Below are 17,634 nucleotides of genomic sequence, written 5' to 3'. Positions count from 1 at the left end.
CACGATCGTCGGAATCATGAGACTTCGTACAAAGAGTCCATCCTGAGGTCGCGTTGATCTCCATCAGACATCGTCGCTCAAGTGCCCTCGCAATGATCCTGTGATGGTACCCCGTCGCGTAAATGCCTTTCAGGCGGCCATTACGGATCCACTGCAGGGCTTCGACTTGCTTCTTATTGAGCGGGGAAGGGTTAGTGACCATGAAGCCATCATGTCGAAAAAGGCCTTATATGGGCTCTTCGTGGGTCGTGGGGAATTGAGTTCGTGTCGTTGAAGACAAGAGTGCCCGTGGCCCTGCTGGGATGAGTGTGTCTAAGCATTCAACCTGGAACAGGACCACGAGCCTTGAACGAGGCTATCGGGGTCGCGGCCGATGCTGCCACCATCTTCTTCAACCTGCCTGACTACCCTGTCATCTCCACCACCATCACTGCCGGATGCCGGCAGATCATCGCTGAGACCGGCCAGCCGCCGGGCTGCCCCACGTGCGGGGTCGGTCGCGTCACGGCGTAAGGAACGCCGCTTCAGCGGATCCGGGACATTCCCGTCGCCGGACCCGTGGAGGTCCTATGGTCCAAGTACCGCTGGTATTGCGAGGAGCCGGCCTGCGAGAGGCTCTCGTTAGACCCCGATCCCGACCTGACGCCCTTTGGACGTTGCGCCGTACAACAACACTCTTGAGGGAAGTGAAAATTCACATCCACATGCGCGATCTGCGGCATCCGCCGCATCACAGCCGGCTTAGACATGGCCCCGCCCTAAACGTAATGAAGGCATCGGGTGGCCACACCCCAAATAACCAGGTCCGACAACGCCGGGACGCGGATGTCCGGATAGGCAGGATTCTCCGCCTGCAGCACCTGTCAACGGCAACTTAGAAGTGACCGGTGGCGGCATGTTGGTTTGACCGGTGGCGGCATGTTGGTTTGACCGCTGGCGGCAAGTGATTGACCGGTCGCGGCAAGTATTTTTGGACAGGGTCAGGCGCCCCGGGCATGCCGGGTTTCAGTGCGCCTGACCAGGGTTTGGGGTTAGTTCATGGGGCGGGTTCCTTTCCCGTTCTGGGCTTGCATGAGCCGGACGGACTCGCCGCTGGTTTGGCAGAGGTGGGCGTGGTGGAGAAGCCGGTCAACGGTCGCGGTGGCGATGGTTTTGGGCATGAGCTCATCGAACCCGGAGGGGTGGATGTTCGAGCTGATCGCCAGGGACCGCTTCTCGTAGGAGGCCTCCACGACGCGGTAGAAGCCCTCGGCCGAGTCCGCGGAAACCGGCAGCAGGCCGATGTCATCGATGCAGATCAAATCCACGTTGGTGGCCCGGGTGATGGCTTTGTTCACGCTGTCATCGATGCGGTGCCGGCGCACGAGCGCACCGAGGTCTTCCATGCTCAGCCAGGACACGGACATGCCCTGGTCGATGGCCTGCTGGCCCAAGGACTCCAGCAGCAGGGTTTTGCCGGTGCCGGAGGGCCCGCACGCGATCAGGTTCTCCCGCCGCCGCACCCATTCCAGCGTCCGCAGGAACGATGTCGTTGCGGCCGGGAGGGTGGACAGAGCCTCGTCCCAGACATCGAAGGTCTTCCCGGAGGGGAAACCTGCGCGTTTGCGCCGGGTGGCCAGCATCGAGGCGTTCCGACCGGTGGCTTCGGCTTCGAGCAGGACACGGACGACCTCGGTGGGGTCCCAGCGCTGGGCTTTCGCGGTGGCCAGGACATCGGCGACGACGGCGCGGGCGTGCGGCATCCGGGTCGTGCGCATAAGCGCGATCACCTGCTCCACCGCCGCGTCGGTCAGGGGCGGGGACATGGTGTCAGCGCTCATCGAGGGCTCCTTCAAAATCGCCGTCAACGACTGGATCGGTGGTCGGGGCGGTCGTGGGTGTCGTGCCGAAATTCGCCCAGGAGCCGGTGCCCTGGCTCAACCATTGGCCCTGGTCGGTGACGGTGCGGGTGGTGCCGGTTGTGTGGCCTGTGCCGCCGGCGGTATTGACGATGGAGCACAGGTCCTCGTGGGTGAAGCGCTGGTGCACCGCTGCCGCCCCGAGGCCCTTGTCGACCTCGCCGGCGCCCAGGACCTTGGCCAGGGTGACGGCGCGTTCCATTTTGTGCCGGATCTTCTGGGTTCCGGCAGCGGCGGCTTCCTTGAGCCAGAGCGCGGCGCCGGCGCCGATGGCCAGGAACTCTTCCTCGGCCTTGTTGGTGGGGCGGATGACCCGTTCGAGGGCACCGGACGGGGCCGGCGGGAAATGGGCGTCGATGATCGCCGGGGTCCCTGGGCGGGTGAGCTGGTGCCGTGCGACCTCCACCGGGCCGGCGTCCCCGACGTGGACGATGACGACCTCGGTCTCGGTGCCGCGGACCCAGACCATCTCACCCATCAGGGTGTGCGGGACGGAGTACCGGGACTGCTGAAAGGTGATCATGGGCGTGTTCGGCGGGACCTGGCGGGTGTGGCCGAAACTGGCCGTGACGGGGGTTTCCGGGACCGGGTGCAGCCGGGGACGTTCGAGAACGCGGAGCATGTCCTTGGGGATCTCCAGAGTGGCCCGGTGAACCCGCGAGTTCACCTCCTCCATGAACGCCTCACACGCAGCCTCCAGCTCGGCGAAGGACCGGTACTCGGGCAGCAGGTTCGTCTCTTTGGGGACGAGGTCGGCTTTGGCGATCTTGACCGCGTTCTCGACCCCGCCCTTGGAGGCCGGGTCGGCCGGGATGCACGTCTGCATGGACGTCGAATAGTGCCTGGAAAACGCCACGATCTGCGCGTTCCGCACGGGGATTCCGGCGACGTGCTCGATCGTGACCGTCTTCTCGTTGTCAGTCAAAATGTAGGTCGGGATCCCGCCGATCAGCCTAAACGTCCGGTCCAGGGCGGCGAAGACGCTCGGCATGGTCTTGTCCCGCAAGGCGATCACGATCCGGAACCGCGAGAAGGCCAGCCAAGCGACGAACAACACGGTCTTCACACCGTCAACCACGGGGCCATCCCCGTAGTCGAACTGGAGCCATAGACCCGGCTCCGGCGTCCAGGGCCGGTGCACGCGCACGTTCCGGGCCCGGTATTTGGCCTTCAGTTCAGCCAGCGTTGTCCTGGTTGTCCGCTCACACCCGGTGAACCCTAGAGCGAGGAGCTTCTCATGCACGACATCACCGCGGATCTTCCCACGGGACTGCTCGACCCAGGAGATCATCTGCGGCAGGAACGGGTCGGTCATCCGGCCGCGGTGCCGGGCCACCGGCGCCTGCGCGCCTTCCTGACGGGCCTTCACATAAGAGCGCACCGTATTGTGTGAAACGCCGCAGATCTTCGCGGCATCCCGGTAGGACCGGGTCAAATCGTAAGCAGCTAAAATTTCCATGAACTCTCCTGGAGACTTCATAACGAGCCCCTTCCTTCCCGCAACGGGTGAAATACACGATTGGCATCGCCATTTCACCGCGGAAGGAAGGGGCTCTCCCCGTAACGACACGAGGAATGGACAAGGGGGAATCCCGGCACGCCAAGCCACCCGTAGTGGCCGACTGCTGTTCAAAAATGCTTGCCGCCGCTGGTCAAAACCACTGCCGCGAACGGTCAATCAGTTTTGCCGTCTCCGGTCAGTTTAAAGTTGCCGCTTACAAGCACCACCCCGGCCGGGGTGATCCGCAGCCGCTTGATCGTCAGCTCCCCGTCCAGAACCGCGACGACCACGGACCCGTCCACCGGTTCCAGAGCACGGTTCACGATCAGCTCATCGCCGTCGCTGATCCCGGCGCCTTCCATCGACTCCCCGCACACCCGCACCACATAGGTGCTGGTGATGTCCTTGATCAGATGCTCGTTCAGGTCGATCCGGCCATCAAAGTAGTCCTGCGCCGGCGACGGGAACCCCGCCGCAACCGGCACCGGAGAGACCAGTACCGACAACAACGACACACCCGCCTCTATCACGCGGGGACCGACAATAACGCCCACAACACACCTTTTATTCGAATATATGTTCGATTCATTCAGTGTAGCCCCTGGCCCGGACATTCAAGGCACCTGCGTTCCCGCTCGGCCCCGGCACGGGGCGGGTTGTGCACAATGGGGACAGCTTTGAGCTGCGCGGAGGGCTCCACCTGACCCCAATGGGCACAACCCGGACAACGCGACTTAGGCTGGCCGCCGGTTGTGGTCAGCGCTTCAGGAACAGCGGGGGATAGTCCCCATTCCGGGAATGGCGTACGTGGTCCCAGCCCAGGGACTGCCAGAACGCGTCCTCGCTTTCAGGCGGCCTGGCGAACACGAGACGGCCGGGATGCTGCCGGCGCAGCAGCTCGATGGCCTGTGTGCCAAAACCTTGGCGGCGGCGGCCTTCGGCGACTTCCATGAAATCAATCTCCAGACCTTCCGCCGCTTCCGGGACGCCGTAGCCGGGATCCACGTCCGGGTGATCGACGACGATCAGGCGGACGACTTCCTCCCCGGCCCTGGTGAAGGTGTAGAACAGGTCCGAGGGGGAGGCAACGATGACTTCGTTCGCCTGCCAGCAGGCCTGCGTGAAGTCCTCCGATGCCTCAAACGGCGAGAGCACCGAATGCCCGCGCGGTACCGGCCAGACCTGCCTGATCACCAGTTCATCGCTCACACCATCAATCTAGGCCCGCGCGCTCAAGGCATGCTCGCAGGGCTCGCACCCGTTCGGGCGTCCGCTGGCGCGGCCGGCTGTTGGGTCCAGCGCTGTCCGTCGCAGGGCTCCGGCCCGCCCTGGCCCTGTCTTGTCTACGACGATGCTCCTATAGTCGTCAAACTGGTTTATTGCGGGGGGTTCTCACTCGTATTGGGGCCTGCATCCGTCAGTTTTTTGAGGTCACGCGTGTTGCCTAAGGGAACGCATTCGAAGGGAGTGCCGGATCTCGTCGAGAGGTACGCCGCCGTCCCTGAGTCTGCTCTTCAGTTTGGCATGCTATGTTCCTTTTTACTGAACGAGAACGTTCAGTAAAAGCGGTCTTGGCGATTTGAACGGAACACATTTTGGAGGAGCGCGAAGGGTCGCGACCGGAAGGCCGGGACACTGTTACCGCCGGCCGGAAGCTGCGGGGGCGCCCACGAGAGGGCAGGGTGGATGCTGCGGTTCTTGCCGCAGCGGCAGAGCTGTTGGGGAAGCCGGGTTCGCGCGCCTGACGATGGAGCTGGTTGCGGCCCGTGCCGGAGTGAGCAAAGCCAGCGTGTATCTTCGTTGGCCGAACAAGACAGCCCTGGTCGCTGATGCGATCGGGTTCCGCGCCAGTCCGGTACCGGAACTGCCGGACCATGGCTCGCTCCCTGCCGACATGCGAAGATTCCTCGAGGATCTGGTCCGCAGCCGGGGCGCGGCGAGCCGGGCGGTGTCGGCCCTCAGCGGGGAAATTGCCAGCAATCCCGACCTGCGCAAGGCGTGGCGGGCAAAGGTCTCCGGGGAGCTCACAGTGTCCCTGCGGCGCCTCATTCAGCGTGCCGTGGATCGGGGCGAACTGCCCACCAGCACCGACGTGGACCTGCTGGCGATGCTGCCGTTGGCTTTGTTGCAGTTCCAGCGGTTCGAGGACAACGCGGTTCCGGGGGGAGATTTCTTCGAGCGGATCGTCGCCCAGTTCTACACGCCGGACTCGGGGTCTGATTCTTCCGGCGACCAGCCGCTGTCGGGAGATAGCGGGTGAAGTATCTCCGTTCTGGTTTATTCAGCGTCCTCCGCTTGGCTGGGGCGGCCGGCCTCCGTCTAATCTCTGCGCCACAACCAACACGACCTACCGATTGGAACCCGCATGCCCGTACCTATTCTCACTGCACGCGAGCTGACGAAGACCTACGGACGAGGACCTGACCGCTTCGACGCCCTCAAAGGTGTCTCCTTGGACATCCATCACGGCGAATCCGTGGCGATCGTCGGCAAAAGCGGATCGGGCAAATCCACGCTCATGCACCTTCTCGCCCTTCTGGACACCCCCGGGGGCGGCACGATCACGGTGGACGGCACGGAGGCCCGGAGCCTGAACGGGCGCAAACTCAACGGGCTGCGCAACGCGATGTTCGGATTCGTCTTCCAGCAGTTCTTCCTCAACCCAGCCGCGAGCGTGCTCGAAAACGTGGTGCTGCCCCTGAAAATTGCAGGGGTGAGCGCCAGGGAACGGCGCCGCCGGGGCATGGAAGTCCTGGAGCAGCTCCAATTGGCGGACAAGGCACGGAACAAGGCCGCGAATCTTTCCGGCGGACAGAAGCAGCGGGTGGTGATTGCCCGCGCCTTGGTGAACAAGCCCCAGGTCCTTTTCGCGGACGAACCCACAGGAAACCTCGACACCGCCACGGGGCGGATTGTGGAAGACATCCTGTTCGACTTGAACCAGAACCACGGCATCACCCTGATCGTCGTGACGCACGACCATGACCTGGCGGAGCGTTTCCAGCGCCGCCTGTACATCCGGGACGGCCTGCTGATCACCACCGACGAGGAGCACGCGGCATGAAACCGCTCGAGATATTGAACACCGCCATCGTGAACAGCTTCCGCAGCAAACTGCGCACTACCCTGACCGTCCTGGCGATCTTCGTCGGCGCATTCACCCTGACCATCACCAACGGGCTGGGCACAGGAATCTCGAACTATATCGATTCCCAGCTCGCGGCCGCCGGACCAGGCAACGCCTTCACGGTCAGCAAAACCGATACCAGCAGCAACCCGGGTAGCGGACCCAAGAAATACGATCCGACCATCAAGCGTGTGGCCGCCGGTGGCAGGCCCGGTTCCTCACAGCTCACCATGGACCAGAACGACCTGGATAAAATCGGCGCGATTTCCGGGATCACGGGCGTCGCCCCCGTCACCCGGATCAACCCGGACTACATCCAGTGGAGCAGTCACGACGAATACCAGCTCTCCGTCAGCACCCTCGCCGGCGCCCAGCCCCAGCTCGCCTCCGGCACCAGCCTGGACGAGGCCAGCAGCCAAGCCCAGCTGCTCCTGCCCATCGGCTACATCGGCCCGCTCGGTTTCGCCGACAACAACCAGGCGATCGGCCAGGACGTGACCATCGGCATCACCGACGCAACCGGCGCTATGCATACAGTGGCCGGCCACGTCACCGGCGTTGAGCAAGACAGCCTGCTCAGCAGCTCAGGGATAGCGGTGAACAAATCACTCTCCACCGCCCTGACGCAGGCACAGGCCAGCGGCGCCCCCTCCACGGCTACCAGCGCATGGACGAACGCAACGGCGACCTTCGCCCCTTCGTCACCGGCCCAGGTGAACGAAATGAAATCCAACCTTTCCGCGGCCGGTTACACCGCCCAGACCCTCGATGACCGGATCGGCACCGTCAAGACCGTGATCAATGGAATCATTGGGGTCCTGGACGCCTTCGCCGTCATCGCCCTCCTGGCCGCAGGATTCGGCATCGTCAACACGCTGCTCATGTCCGTCCAAGAACGCACCCGGGAGATCGGCCTCATGAAAGCCATGGGCATGGGCAGCGGTTCCGTGTTCGCGCTCTTCAGCACTGAAGCGGCGTTCATCGGGTTGCTCGGAAGCCTGATCGGTTCAGCCGCAGCCATCGGCCTGGGCACAGCAGTCAGCGGCGCCCTCGCCCGCGGCCCGCTCAGTGACCTCGCCGGCCTCCACATCCTGGCCTTTGCACCAGGCCCGGTCGCCGCCGTCGTCCTCCTCGTCATGGCCATCGCTTTCATCGCAGGAACATGGCCGGCGTGGCGGGCGGCACGCCAAAACCCCATCGATTCGCTGCGCTACGAGTAGGCAGCCATGGCCCTTTCCTCTGATCCCGCAAGGGGTTTCGCCATTGAAACCCACGGCCTGAGCAAGCATTTTGGTGCGCATGCCGCAGTCGATGACCTGTCTATCCGTGTGCCTGTCGGATCCATCGCGGGTTTTATCGGTCCCAACGGAGCAGGCAAGACGACCACCATCCGCCTGCTCCTGGGACTGGTACGACCCAACGCGGGCAGTGCCACGATTCTGGGCCACCCCCTCACCGGGCCCGAACGCTACCTGCCGCGCATCGGAGCGCTCACCGAGGCGCCCGCGTTCTATCCAGGCCTCTCCGGGCGAACCAATCTGGAGGTGCTCGCCCGGCTTGGTGGCCTTCCCGGTTCCCGCGTGAGCGACGTGCTGGAGGTGGTGGGCTTTTCCGATCGGGCGCGTGATCGGGTCGGAACCTATTCGCTGGGCATGAAACAGCGTCTTGGGTTGGCGATGGCACTGTTGCCGGATCCGGAGCTGCTCATTCTCGACGAACCAGCCAATGGCCTCGATCCCCTGGGCATCATCGAGATGCGTGAGCTGCTGCGCCGCCTGGCCGCGCAGGGGAAGACCATCCTGCTTAGCAGCCACCTGCTCGGAGAGCTGGAACAGGTCGCGGACTGGTTGATCCTGCTCAATCAGGGGAAGGTCCTGTTTTGTGGCCCGGCCCGCGAGCTGCTGGCCCATCGGGTCGACGTGATGGTCGAAGCTGACGACGCGGTGCAGTTGGATGTGGTGGCCAGGATCGTGGCCGAGGCCGGCTATGCGGTCACACGGGAGGATCACGCCCTTCGCATCGCCTGTCCCGCCCGGTTTGCCGAGACTTTGGGCCGGCGCGCCAAGGAAGCCGGCGTCCCGGACTTGATAATCCGGGTAAAAGAAGCCAGCCTCGAAAAATTGTTCCTTGCTTTGGTGAAAGGAGACCGCTCGTGATTTCAGTGATACGCGCTTTCCTCAGCGAAGTGCTCAAACTTCGGCGCAGGAGCGTCCTGGCCGGGGCCGTGGTAATGCTGGCGTTGAGTACCTTCATCGCGTACTTGACCTTCCACCAGATCGCCTCCGGAGCCACCGGCAAAGAAATGACGGGCCTCATCGCGGCATTCGATACCCCGCAAGGATTGGTCTCCATCATCGGTCAGGCCCGCTCTGTGATCATTGCCATCGCGCTGGTGATGGTGACCGCCAATCTCGCCGCGGAATGGTCACAGGGGACACTGCGCAACCTGCTCGTGCGCGAGCCGCGCCGCCTGCGGTGGCTGGCAGGCAAAATGCTGGCGCTGGTTCTCTTCGTGCTGCTCTCGATGCTGCTCACCCTGCTCATCAGCGGCACGTTCATCCTCATCCTTGCCCAAGGACAAGGCATCCAGACGACCCCCTGGACCTCAGCGGAGGGAATACGCGTCTTCCTCGCGTTTGTCGGCAACGAGGTGCTGTGCCTCATCGGGGTCTGCGCCCTGGGCATGGTCATCGCAGTGCTCACTCGTTCGGTCGCGGCCGCCGTCGGGATCGCATTGGCGTACATGCTGGTCGTCGAAGGGATCATCGCGGTGGTTTTGCCACAGGTGACCCAGTGGTTCCCCGGCCGGGTGTTCAACACCATCGTGGGGGCGGCCGTGCCCCTGGTGGGTCCGACGCCACCCCAAGGTTATCCAGCGGCCCTCGCCGCCGCCCTCCTGTGGATTGTCGGCTTCGTCCTGGCCAGCGCCTCTGTGTTCCCACGCCAGGATGTCAAGGCCTGACAGGAGGGAGCGGGGGATGTCCGCACAGCAACCTGAACAGAACCCGGATGTGAGCCAGGATGGACAGCTCTGCCAGTTCGGGGCGGACAAACACGGGGTGGGAGTTGAGCCCACTGGCGTCGCCGGCAACGAGCGCCTGACCGCCCTGGCAGGGGCTGTGGTGTTGGTGTTGTCGGTGGCCGAGGTCGCCACCGTTCCGACGCTGGGCAGCCTGATGGTGGCGCACTTCTTCGTCGGCGTGCTCCTGGCAGGTCCGGTCGTGGCCAAGACCGCAAGCACCGGCTGGCGATTCATTCGCTACTACACCAGGGATCCCGCATACCGCCGCAAGGGCCCGCCCCGGCCGTTGCTGCGCATGATAGCTCCATTGCTCGTTGCCTCCACGCTCACGCTGATCGGCACTGGTATCGCCTTGGCAATCACCGGACCTGCCCCCGACATACTGATGCGGATGCACATTGTCAGCTTCTTGGTCTGGCTCGCCACTCTCGCAGTGCATGTCGTTGCCTACGTACGCCGTGTCCCGGCACTGATAGCCCAGGACTGGCACCAGCGCATCCGCCGGCAGAAGCAAGAGAACGCGCCCGCATCCGAGCCACCGAGACGCCGGATGCGGCTGGCTGTCAACGTAGCGGTGCTCGTGCCGGCCGCGATCGCTGCGGTGGTGCTTCTCCCCAACGCCGCACCGTGGGCAGGGTGGCCTGGTCAGCCCGTAACAGGACCCGGAGTCCTTGCGGTCGCCGTGAGCATCGGGACGGCGGTCGCCGTGATCGTCAAACGCCGTTAGAACAGAGGAGAAGACAGGAAGCATGTCCGCGGGGCACGGCGGCGGAACAGGTAAGGGCTTCTGAGGTGGCTCTGCGTTCCCTGCTCATCATGGAAGACGGCGGCCCGCCTGATCGACGGACGCTAAGCTTACGCCCCCAGGTGGCGTAAAGACCGGCTCGATACCCCCTCTTTTACGCTGGCCTGTCAACCATTGGCGGTAGGTTCTCGCGAGGTCATCATTACGGATGTGTCCGCGTTCCAGACGCGAAAGGATGGATACCCATTGGCCGAGTTCGCCGGCTACGGTCGCGATGGTCAGGCCGAGCTCGGTCCGAATGCGGCGGAGGTCGGAGTTGTCTGGTGCGGGCCAGGGGTTGGTGATCTGGCGGTAGATTTCCCGGGCTGCGTAGCGTTTGAGGCAGCGCATGATTTCGCGTTTGCTCTTACCCCCGGTCGTCCGTTTGACGACGTAATCCTTGGTCCGCTGGCACGATCGCATGCGGACCAGCACCACCTGGTGCAAAGCGTTATTGGCGTTGCGGTCGCCGCCTCTACTTAGCCGGTGACGGGTTGTTTTGCCGGATGACGCCGGTACGGGGGCGACCCCGACAAGGGAGGCGAACTGGGCTTCGTTGCCCATCCGGTCCGGGTTGTCCCCGACGGTGATCAACAGCTGGCTGGCTACTTCGGTCCCGACTCCCGGGAGATCGCAAAGCATCGGAGCATAGCTATCGAGGATTTCCTTGAGTGCCGCGTCAGCAGCTTCAATTTCTGTTCCCAGTGCCTGGCAGCGTGCTGCCAACGCCTTGAGCGTCATCAGGGTCACGTACTCGGGGTCAGCCAGGTGCCCTGAAGGTCTTGTGCGCTGCAGGGCAGTAATCAGCGCGGCGGTGGCCATCGCCCGGTATTTCGCCCGGATCTTGTCCGGTGCCGAAACGAGGAGCGCCTTGATCTGGTTGATGGCCGCGGTCCGGGCCTTGATCGCTGAGGCGCGCCCGGAACGTACGATCCGCAGGCATTCAACGGGTCCGTCTTTGGCCTTCGGGATCGCCTTTGCCCGCCCCTCGAGCACCGATTTGGCGGCCTGGTAGGCATCGAGCGGGTCGGACTTTCCGTTTAGTCTGCGGGCGGACCGGTTCGGGCGGTTTACCTCCAGCACAGTGAGCCCTTCACCCCGCAGGGTTCGGGCGATCTCGGCGCCGTAGGAACCGGTTCCTTCGACCCCGACGGCAATGACGGTGCCGTAGGAGGTGATGAAGTCGATGATTTTCCGGTATCCGGATCCCACGGCCAGGAATTCCTTGTCCGCGAGGGGTTTGCCGTGCTCGTTGATCACGGCCACGTGGTGTGTGTCGGCGTGGGTATCGATACCCGCAATGACTTTTGTTGGTTCGCTTGCCAAGATGGAAATTGCCCCTCAGTCGCGTCGAATGCTGATTGATCGGTGCGGGCCAGGTGGGCAGACAAAACGGTAATGGGACTGGTCGTATCAGGCTCCTATGAGGTCATGTCCGCCTGGCTCGACACCCCTTTTAACTGACCTTGAGCCGGCGGACAGATCGTCGGAAAGACAGTGCCGCCCGGCACGTCAGTTTTTGGCTGGGTCACGCCGGCTCAAGGACTGTTCCAGTATTACCGTTTTGGCTGCTGTCCTGTCGGATTGTACGTGTCCGCTCCGGCCCGTCTAGCCCCTCCTTCGTCGGGGCCTGCGGTTCAGGAAATGTCCCTGCGGCGCTCCTTCGTCGCTGATTTCCTCCGGGAATTTCCCGCCCCTTGCCCTGCGGGTAGACAGGCCTCCGTCGGCCACAGCTCGCAAGCTTCGCCAGCAGCCAAAACAACGGGGGGAGAGGGGAAACTGGCCGGTCACCAAGGCCGCCCCACCCACCGGCAAAACAACTCTGCCCGCACCCGTTTCCAGCCGCTTGACAGACATAGAAGCGTCGGGGGAGGAAAGACAAGTAGCTGGCCGGGTCACGCCGCTCCCTCACCGACATCCTCTGCAAAGGACACCAAAACCATGAACGCAACCCAGACACCCGTACTGGAAATGCTCGACCCCTCAACCCTGACCGTGGACACCAACGTCCGCAAGGACGCCGCCCTGACCGCTGACTTCATCGCCAGCATCAAGGAACACGGTGTGATGGAACCAGTGATCGCCCACCGCAAGGACGACGGCACCGTGCACGTCCTGATGGGACAGCGCCGCACCCGCGCCGCCGTCGAAGCCGGATTGGACAGCATCCCGGTCATGATCATCGAGTCACCCGAAGAGGCCGACCGCATCCTCACGCAAGTGGTCGAGAACATCCAGCGCGCCGAGCTGACCGAAGCGGACGAGGCCGACGCCTACCACCAGCTCTCCCTCATCGGCGTGTCCGCCGCCCAGATCGCCAAGAAAACCGGACGCACCAAGACCACCGTCGAGGGAGCGCTCAAGGCCAAAGCATCCGAGGCCGGAGCCACCGCCCTGGGCAAGGGATGCACCATCGAGGAAGCGTTGATCCTCGCCGAGTTTGAGTCGGACGAGGAAGCCATCGCCGAGTTGGAATCGGTCATCATGGACAAACCCGAGCAGCTGTTCCACGTAGCCCAGCAGTTGCGTGACGAGCGCGAGCGGGCCGCCGCCCTCGCGGCGCTGATCGCGGAACTGGAAGCCCAAGGCAAGAGAATCGTGGAGGACGCGGGGAACTACGCAGACGAAGAGAACCTGTACATCTCGGCGGCAAACCGGGCAGATGGAGAACCGGCCACCGAGGAGGACGCCAACGCCTACCTGATCAGCACCGACTACCGGGGCCAGCACAATGCGAAGCCCGTCATCACCGGCTGGAAGGAACAGGGATTCACCCCGAAATACGAACGCTACGACGGCGGCACTCCGGCCCCGAAAGGCCCGATGACCGACGAGCAGAAGGCCGAACGGAAAACCCTGATCGCCAACAACAAGGCCATGGAATCGGTCCTGTTGACCGTGCGCCGCGACTGGGTCAAGACCCTGCTGTCCCGCAAGACCGCGCCGAAGGGATGGCAGTACTTCACCGTCCACGCGATCACCCACCACCCCGAAGTAGCCAGCGGCTACGACGGCAAGGTGGCCGCCGAAATGATCGGAGCCAAGTTCGAAGACAGCGACCGCTGGGCGTGGAACCCGCTCCGGGACCACGTCGCCGGAAGCAAGGCACGGCCCGAGATCTCCCTGATCGCGCTCGTCTGCGCCGGATACGAGAAGACGATCGTCAAGGACTCGTGGCGCTCGGCCAGCGAACGGCACGCCGACTACCTCGGCCAGCTCGTGGCATGGGAAGATACACCCCCCGCCGAGGTCGAACAGATCATCCTCGACAAGCACACCACCACCGAAACCGGAGAGGAAACAACGGAATAACACCGCCGTGCCGGGCGGAACCCCCACCGCCCGGCACGGCCCCCGGCCACTCACCACCCGCAGCCCGGGAACCGTGAAATGTCGGGGCGGGCCTCCGCCACCAGGGCGAACCAACCGCAGCTGGTCACCAGCGGCGGCCCGCCGTTCAACGCCACCACCAAGCGGCCCCCAAGGTGCCGCGCGCCACCTCAATGTCAGAGACAGCATTCAGGCTGGGTTCCAGACCCGGCCAACGCCCACACGAAAGGGCCATCAGGAATCCGGCCGGTGGCACTACCGAACCCGGACCCGCACCGTCGCCAGGGGACGAAACAACCCGTTCAGCTATGCTGAACCCATAGATTTCCTTTTGCAGAGGGAAAAACCCCAGGGGCCGGCACATGCCGGCCCCTGGTTACTTAACAGAACCCCCGTGGTCAACGCCCTGCCATCTGCCACAGATCCAGACCCATCCTTGCCGCCGTCAACAGCAACGCCGCAGCCGAGATCCAGACGCCGGCGATCTGCCAGGCACTGGCCCGCGGCCGCCGTCCATCCTCCATGCTTCCCCTTCCCCCCTTCGCCCAGTGGGGAAACCATCCTAGAAGCCAGGAACGACAGCAAACCGGCCCCCGTCGGAGCCCGGATGCGTTGTGCACCCGATACCCACAACCACCCGGGCCGTCCGGCTGCGGGCTGTGGACAACCAGCGCCCGGCCATCCACAGAAAAGACCCCGCGCGCCGTCGGAACCCGGGCGCGCCGCCAAGGTCTTTCGTGCCACGCAGCCGTGAAACAATCTGTGGGTGAGTACTGAGCCCTTGGCCGTCAAGCAACCGTCGAAGAAGTCCAGGTGGAGCCAGCGACGACGAGTGCTCATCGTCCTCTGCTTCAACATTGCGCTCATTGCCGGGTTGGTGATCGTCGGGATCGCGGCGAACTCCGTGAGTGTGCTCGCCGCCGCCGGGGACACCATCGCGGACTGTCTCGGCCTGATTCTGGGACTAGTCGCGATCACGTTACGTGACCGCGACCCGGACCATCCGCATTCTCATCGCCCGATTGCGATTGCCGCGCTCATCAACGGCACCTTGCTTCTCGGGGTCACCGTCTCGGTGGTATTCGAGGCAGTCTCCCGGCTGCAGGAGGGCTCCCCGCCGGTGGCTGGGCTCCCGGTCGTGATCGTCAGCCTGATCACTCTAATCGTGATGCTCGCCGGCGCGTTCGTCTTGGGCATGTCCTCGGCCGATGAGGACCTCCACATGCGCTCGGTGCTCCTCGATGCCCTGGCGGATGCCGCGATCGCTGCGGCGATCGTCATCGCCGGTGTCGTCATCCTGCTCACTCAGGGCCTCTACTGGCTCGATCCGGTCCTGGCACTCGTCGTCTCAGCGGTGATCATGATCGCCGCGATCCGGTTGATCCTCAAAGCCATCGCCGCCCTTCGCGGTAAGGACGTCGACTTCGACGACGACTAGTTGGAGCGTCTGAGACGTCCCGACATTGACCCGAGCCGCGGACATCTCGCTGTGGCTCCCGTTCGCGGCCCCAGCTTGTTCTCAACTCTCCCGGAATTCATTGGGCATCAACGGGTGACGAAATCTCGTCCGGATTCAACTCCGGCCGAACCCGCAGCAGGCGCACCGGATGGCGGAACGAGCGGCCAGACCAAGCCACGTCCGCAGAAACTTCCACGACAACCGGCTCCACCAACGTCAGACGCACCGTGCCCCGTTCCCTGCTGAACCTGTCCAACATCGTCTCGGTGATCTCTTCCGGCCACGGATGATCCCCGCGAGGTGCCCGCAAATGCATGGCAAGGGATCTGGCGGCATGCGCGGCCAGGGGAGTGGAGCGGCCGACAATCCGCAGCCGCCCACCAACCGGAAGACCAACCACCGCGGCGGTCGGTTTTGTGCGCGGGCCGATGACCGCAGCGCACACGACGTCCACAGACTGGCGGGTCTTCACCTTCAACCACTGCCTCTTGCCACCCGCGTATGGTTGGGACGCACCCTTGACCTTCCCTGTCAAGTTCAGCGTGTTGATCCCTGCCGGCGATCGACTTGTCGCGGCAAAAAGAGCCTTCTGTCCACGCACCCGCCTTGCCGGTTACTTGGCCCGGATCGGGCGGATACCGATTCCCTTGCGAGAGATGTCGAGCCGCCCTGTCTGCCGTGATCGGATGGTCCTCTGGAGGGCCCGTGCTCCGAGTAAGATCTCCAGAGCTGCGGCGGGCCGGATCCATGGTGAACGCGGGACGTCCTTCATCCTGGCGCCGGCAAAGCTGGACGTGGCCACTGCGGCGATCGGGAGCACCCACGCGGCAAGGCCCGCGATCCGCAGCCATCGGCTGGGCTCGTGCCGGGCGGCGTACCAGTTCCACAGGGCAGCGTCGGCCAGGAAGTCTGCGTAGCGCCCGAACGGGGTTTCGGTGCCTGTGGCCCGGGAGATCCGCCCGTCCAGGAAGTCCGTGGCGAGTGCCAGCATCGGCAGCGAGGGCCCGAGGCGGTCCTCCATCGCCGGGAGGTTTGCGCGTATGAGGGTCAAGACGTTGGCGGGCCCGAGGGTGCGGCGGTTCTCGAGCATGCCCAGATGGGTGACTGTCAGGAGCCAGCTTGCGGCCACCCAGCGACGATGGCGTGGGTGTGCGGCGACCGCGAGGCCCGCGTGGAGGGCGGTTGCCTCGGCGAGTGCGGGCGCGTGGTGGATGGCCTGTCGGATCGAGCGCAGCGTTGCCCTGCCCAGGAAGTGCGACCATGCGGTGATTCCCCAGCCCTCGTCGCGCAGGCCCCGGAGGAGTTCATCGGTAGCGGAGCGGCTGCGGGATTCGACGCAGAGGCGGTCCGCCGTTTGACCCGGTGCTCTTCCGGCGGCACGTGGCGGCCTGGACCGGCCGGGTGTCGCTGGCCTTGGAAGGTCGGTTTCAGGCCGGGGTGCTTCGGCCGAGGTCATCGGTCCGGCCGGGAGGCCGACGGTCCCGGTTCCCTCCGGGGACGGCCACGTCTCGACGGCCTCCCGCCGGCTGGCTGGAGCATCCAGATCCCCATGTTCTCCATTGTCCGCGGTGTCTGGGACCGGAACATCATCGGCCGTTGGGTCCGGCGGGGCCGTGGTTCCGCTACCTGTGCTGGCACCGGCCAACCCAGGCGCAGATGGCTCTGCGGCCTGGGATCGCGTGATACGGGCCGGGGCCGCGCGAGGATGTCCAGCGGGGGGTCTGTCACTGCGGCGGGCTGCCTTCCACGTTGATTTCGGTGCGCTCGTCGTAGAAGGCGATCAGGTCCTTGAGCTGGCTGGCGTCGGGCAGGGCGTTCTCGTAGCTCCAGGCCACGTTCCGTCCTCGGGCGCCGGCGCCGCGGACGGACCAGTAAGAGGCGCGGCCCTTGTAGGGGCAGATGCTCTGGCGTTCTGAGCGCTCCAGGAGCGTGAAGTCGACGTCGGTGCGCGGGATGTAGGTGCGCACGGGCAGCATGGTCTCATAAACCAACACCGGACTGGTGCTCTCGGCAAGCACCTGCCCGTCGAACTCGACCCGGATCCCCTGCGAGCTGGCCCGGGCGTCGACGCGGTGGAACGGGTCGCGGGGGTGGCCTTCGACGACCTGCTCGTCCTCCCTCCACCTTTCGAAGGAAGCGAAGTCCAGCAGCAGGTACTTGGATAGGTCCGGATCGGACGGCCTGAAGGCCGCAACGGGCAGCTCGAGTCCGTGGGCCCTGAGGGTGAGCTCTTGCCCCTGGCCGGGGTGGCGGCGGAATGCTGATCCCGAATCTTTACCGGCGCCCTCGACGGGTATCAGTTCGGCGGCGATGTCAGTCTCCGGTACCGCGTACACGGGGATGACGTGGTGTGCTTCCCAGACGAGCACCGCGCGCTGGGAGTCCACGAGGGTACGGCCGGCCGCTTCCGCGCGGATCCTCTTGGCGGTTGGTTCGTAGCGCAGCTGCTCCCGGAGCTTGCGTATCTCGTCTTCCATTCGAATCGACATGGTCTGAGTCCTTCCTTTCCGAGG

At 64.4% G+C, this 17,634-nt stretch carries 18 protein-coding genes and 1 pseudogene; 9 read left to right on the top strand and 10 right to left on the bottom strand.

All coding sequences use genetic code 11. The features are described from left to right. Positions 1 to 345: 345 nt before the first annotated feature. Positions 346 to 513, top strand: a complete 168-nt coding sequence (locus OW521_RS04755) for a hypothetical protein (protein WP_268023398.1) — start codon at positions 346 to 348, stop codon at positions 511 to 513. A 245-nt stretch (positions 514 to 758) separates the two neighbouring features. Here the strand turns inward: OW521_RS04755 and OW521_RS04750 are convergent. The 5 genes and pseudogenes from OW521_RS04750 to OW521_RS04730 form a co-directional block, all read right to left on the bottom strand. After that, positions 759 to 860, bottom strand: a pseudogene (locus OW521_RS04750) (LexA family transcriptional regulator); the annotation flags it as partial. Between the two features lie 171 nt (positions 861 to 1,031). Then, on the bottom strand, positions 1,032 to 1,820 hold the full coding sequence (locus tag OW521_RS04745) for an ATP-binding protein (protein ID WP_326493961.1): 789 nt from the start codon (positions 1,818 to 1,820) through the stop codon (positions 1,032 to 1,034). Continuing rightward, complete coding sequence (gene istA, locus OW521_RS04740; RefSeq protein WP_268020404.1) at positions 1,810 to 3,378, bottom strand: IS21 family transposase; 1,569 nt, start codon at positions 3,376 to 3,378, stop codon at positions 1,810 to 1,812. Before istA ends, OW521_RS04745 begins: the two co-directional genes overlap by 11 nt. Positions 3,379 to 3,572: 194 nt before the next feature. Further along, positions 3,573 to 3,953 (bottom strand): LexA family protein, encoded by a 381-nt coding sequence (locus tag OW521_RS04735; protein ID WP_268023397.1) that lies wholly within the window; start codon positions 3,951 to 3,953, stop codon positions 3,573 to 3,575. 202 nt (positions 3,954 to 4,155) lie between these two features. Next, entirely contained in the window at positions 4,156 to 4,608 is a 453-nt protein-coding gene (locus tag OW521_RS04730) for a hypothetical protein (protein ID WP_268023395.1), read from the bottom strand. A 538-nt stretch (positions 4,609 to 5,146) separates the two neighbouring features. Here OW521_RS04730 and OW521_RS04725 point away from each other — a divergent pair. The 6 genes from OW521_RS04725 (at position 5,147) to OW521_RS04700 (ending at position 10,275) form a co-directional block, all read left to right on the top strand. Beyond that, on the top strand, positions 5,147 to 5,659 hold the full coding sequence (locus tag OW521_RS04725) for a TetR/AcrR family transcriptional regulator (protein WP_268023393.1): 513 nt from the start codon (positions 5,147 to 5,149) through the stop codon (positions 5,657 to 5,659). A 105-nt stretch (positions 5,660 to 5,764) separates the two neighbouring features. Beyond that, positions 5,765 to 6,463 carry an ABC transporter ATP-binding protein gene (locus OW521_RS04720; protein ID WP_268023391.1) on the top strand — a complete coding sequence of 233 codons (699 nt, stop codon included), beginning with the start codon at positions 5,765 to 5,767 and terminating at the stop codon, positions 6,461 to 6,463. Then, on the top strand, positions 6,460 to 7,746 hold the full coding sequence (locus OW521_RS04715) for an ABC transporter permease (RefSeq protein WP_268023389.1): 1,287 nt from the start codon (positions 6,460 to 6,462) through the stop codon (positions 7,744 to 7,746). The genes OW521_RS04720 and OW521_RS04715 overlap by 4 nt, the downstream gene beginning before the upstream one ends. A 6-nt stretch (positions 7,747 to 7,752) precedes the next feature. After that, complete coding sequence (locus tag OW521_RS04710; protein WP_268023387.1) at positions 7,753 to 8,682, top strand: ABC transporter ATP-binding protein; 930 nt, start codon at positions 7,753 to 7,755, stop codon at positions 8,680 to 8,682. Continuing rightward, a complete protein-coding gene (locus OW521_RS04705; protein ID WP_268023385.1) occupies positions 8,679 to 9,488 on the top strand; it encodes an ABC transporter permease in 810 nt (269 codons plus the stop codon). The genes OW521_RS04710 and OW521_RS04705 overlap by 4 nt, the downstream gene beginning before the upstream one ends. Positions 9,489 to 9,504: 16 nt before the next feature. Beyond that, positions 9,505 to 10,275: a hypothetical protein gene (locus tag OW521_RS04700; RefSeq protein ID WP_268023382.1), complete on the top strand. Its 771-nt coding sequence runs from the start codon at positions 9,505 to 9,507 to the stop codon at positions 10,273 to 10,275. 87 nt (positions 10,276 to 10,362) lie between these two features. Here the strand turns inward: OW521_RS04700 and OW521_RS04695 are convergent, their stop codons facing one another. Then, positions 10,363 to 11,658 (bottom strand): IS110 family transposase, encoded by a 1,296-nt coding sequence (locus OW521_RS04695; RefSeq protein WP_268023380.1) that lies wholly within the window; start codon positions 11,656 to 11,658, stop codon positions 10,363 to 10,365. Positions 11,659 to 12,273: 615 nt separating this feature from the next. Between OW521_RS04695 and OW521_RS04690 the strand changes: the two genes are divergently transcribed. Continuing rightward, positions 12,274 to 13,644 carry a ParB/RepB/Spo0J family partition protein gene (locus OW521_RS04690; protein WP_268023378.1) on the top strand — a complete coding sequence of 457 codons (1,371 nt, stop codon included), beginning with the start codon at positions 12,274 to 12,276 and terminating at the stop codon, positions 13,642 to 13,644. A 416-nt stretch (positions 13,645 to 14,060) separates the two neighbouring features. Here the strand turns inward: OW521_RS04690 and OW521_RS04685 are convergent, their stop codons facing one another. Continuing rightward, positions 14,061 to 14,186: a hypothetical protein gene (locus OW521_RS04685; RefSeq protein ID WP_268023376.1), complete on the bottom strand. Its 126-nt coding sequence runs from the start codon at positions 14,184 to 14,186 to the stop codon at positions 14,061 to 14,063. Between the two features lie 242 nt (positions 14,187 to 14,428). Here OW521_RS04685 and OW521_RS04680 point away from each other — a divergent pair, with 242 nt between their 5' ends. Beyond that, positions 14,429 to 15,100: a cation diffusion facilitator family transporter gene (locus OW521_RS04680; protein WP_268023374.1), complete on the top strand. Its 672-nt coding sequence runs from the start codon at positions 14,429 to 14,431 to the stop codon at positions 15,098 to 15,100. Positions 15,101 to 15,197: 97 nt separating this feature from the next. On the opposite strand, the gene OW521_RS04675 is transcribed toward OW521_RS04680, so the two are convergent. The 3 genes from OW521_RS04675 to OW521_RS04665 form a co-directional block, all read right to left on the bottom strand. Beyond that, complete coding sequence (locus tag OW521_RS04675; protein WP_268023373.1) at positions 15,198 to 15,599, bottom strand: hypothetical protein; 402 nt, start codon at positions 15,597 to 15,599, stop codon at positions 15,198 to 15,200. A 135-nt stretch (positions 15,600 to 15,734) separates the two neighbouring features. Further along, complete coding sequence (locus OW521_RS04670) at positions 15,735 to 16,577, bottom strand: CDP-alcohol phosphatidyltransferase family protein (protein WP_268023372.1); 843 nt, start codon at positions 16,575 to 16,577, stop codon at positions 15,735 to 15,737. A gap of 268 nt (positions 16,578 to 16,845) precedes the next feature. Beyond that, a complete protein-coding gene (locus OW521_RS04665) occupies positions 16,846 to 17,610 on the bottom strand; it encodes a DUF427 domain-containing protein (protein ID WP_268023370.1) in 765 nt (254 codons plus the stop codon). Positions 17,611 to 17,634: the final 24 nt, after the last annotated feature.

Source organism: Arthrobacter sp. MMS18-M83 (assembly GCF_026683955.1).
GTDB lineage: Bacteria > Actinomycetota > Actinomycetes > Actinomycetales > Micrococcaceae > Arthrobacter.
This window is presented reverse-complemented; position numbering and strand designations above follow the sequence as displayed.

Excerpts from the sequence above, each read along its gene's own strand:
- OW521_RS04745 (WP_326493961.1), bottom strand. The coding sequence starts at position 1,820 with ATGAGCGCTGACACCATGTCCCCGCCCCTGACCGACGCGGCGGTGGAG.
- istA (WP_268020404.1), bottom strand. The coding sequence starts at position 3,378 with ATGAAGTCTCCAGGAGAGTTCATGGAAATTTTAGCTGCTTACGATTTG.
- OW521_RS04725 (WP_268023393.1), top strand. The coding sequence starts at position 5,147 with ATGGAGCTGGTTGCGGCCCGTGCCGGAGTGAGCAAAGCCAGCGTGTAT.
- OW521_RS04720 (WP_268023391.1), top strand. The coding sequence starts at position 5,765 with ATGCCCGTACCTATTCTCACTGCACGCGAGCTGACGAAGACCTACGGA.
- OW521_RS04715 (WP_268023389.1), top strand. The coding sequence starts at position 6,460 with ATGAAACCGCTCGAGATATTGAACACCGCCATCGTGAACAGCTTCCGC.
- OW521_RS04710 (WP_268023387.1), top strand. The coding sequence starts at position 7,753 with ATGGCCCTTTCCTCTGATCCCGCAAGGGGTTTCGCCATTGAAACCCAC.
- OW521_RS04700 (WP_268023382.1), top strand. The coding sequence starts at position 9,505 with ATGTCCGCACAGCAACCTGAACAGAACCCGGATGTGAGCCAGGATGGA.
- OW521_RS04690 (WP_268023378.1), top strand. The coding sequence starts at position 12,274 with ATGAACGCAACCCAGACACCCGTACTGGAAATGCTCGACCCCTCAACC.
- OW521_RS04685 (WP_268023376.1), bottom strand. The coding sequence starts at position 14,186 with ATGGAGGATGGACGGCGGCCGCGGGCCAGTGCCTGGCAGATCGCCGGC.
- OW521_RS04670 (WP_268023372.1), bottom strand. The coding sequence starts at position 16,577 with ATGACCTCGGCCGAAGCACCCCGGCCTGAAACCGACCTTCCAAGGCCA.
- OW521_RS04665 (WP_268023370.1), bottom strand. The coding sequence starts at position 17,610 with ATGTCGATTCGAATGGAAGACGAGATACGCAAGCTCCGGGAGCAGCTG.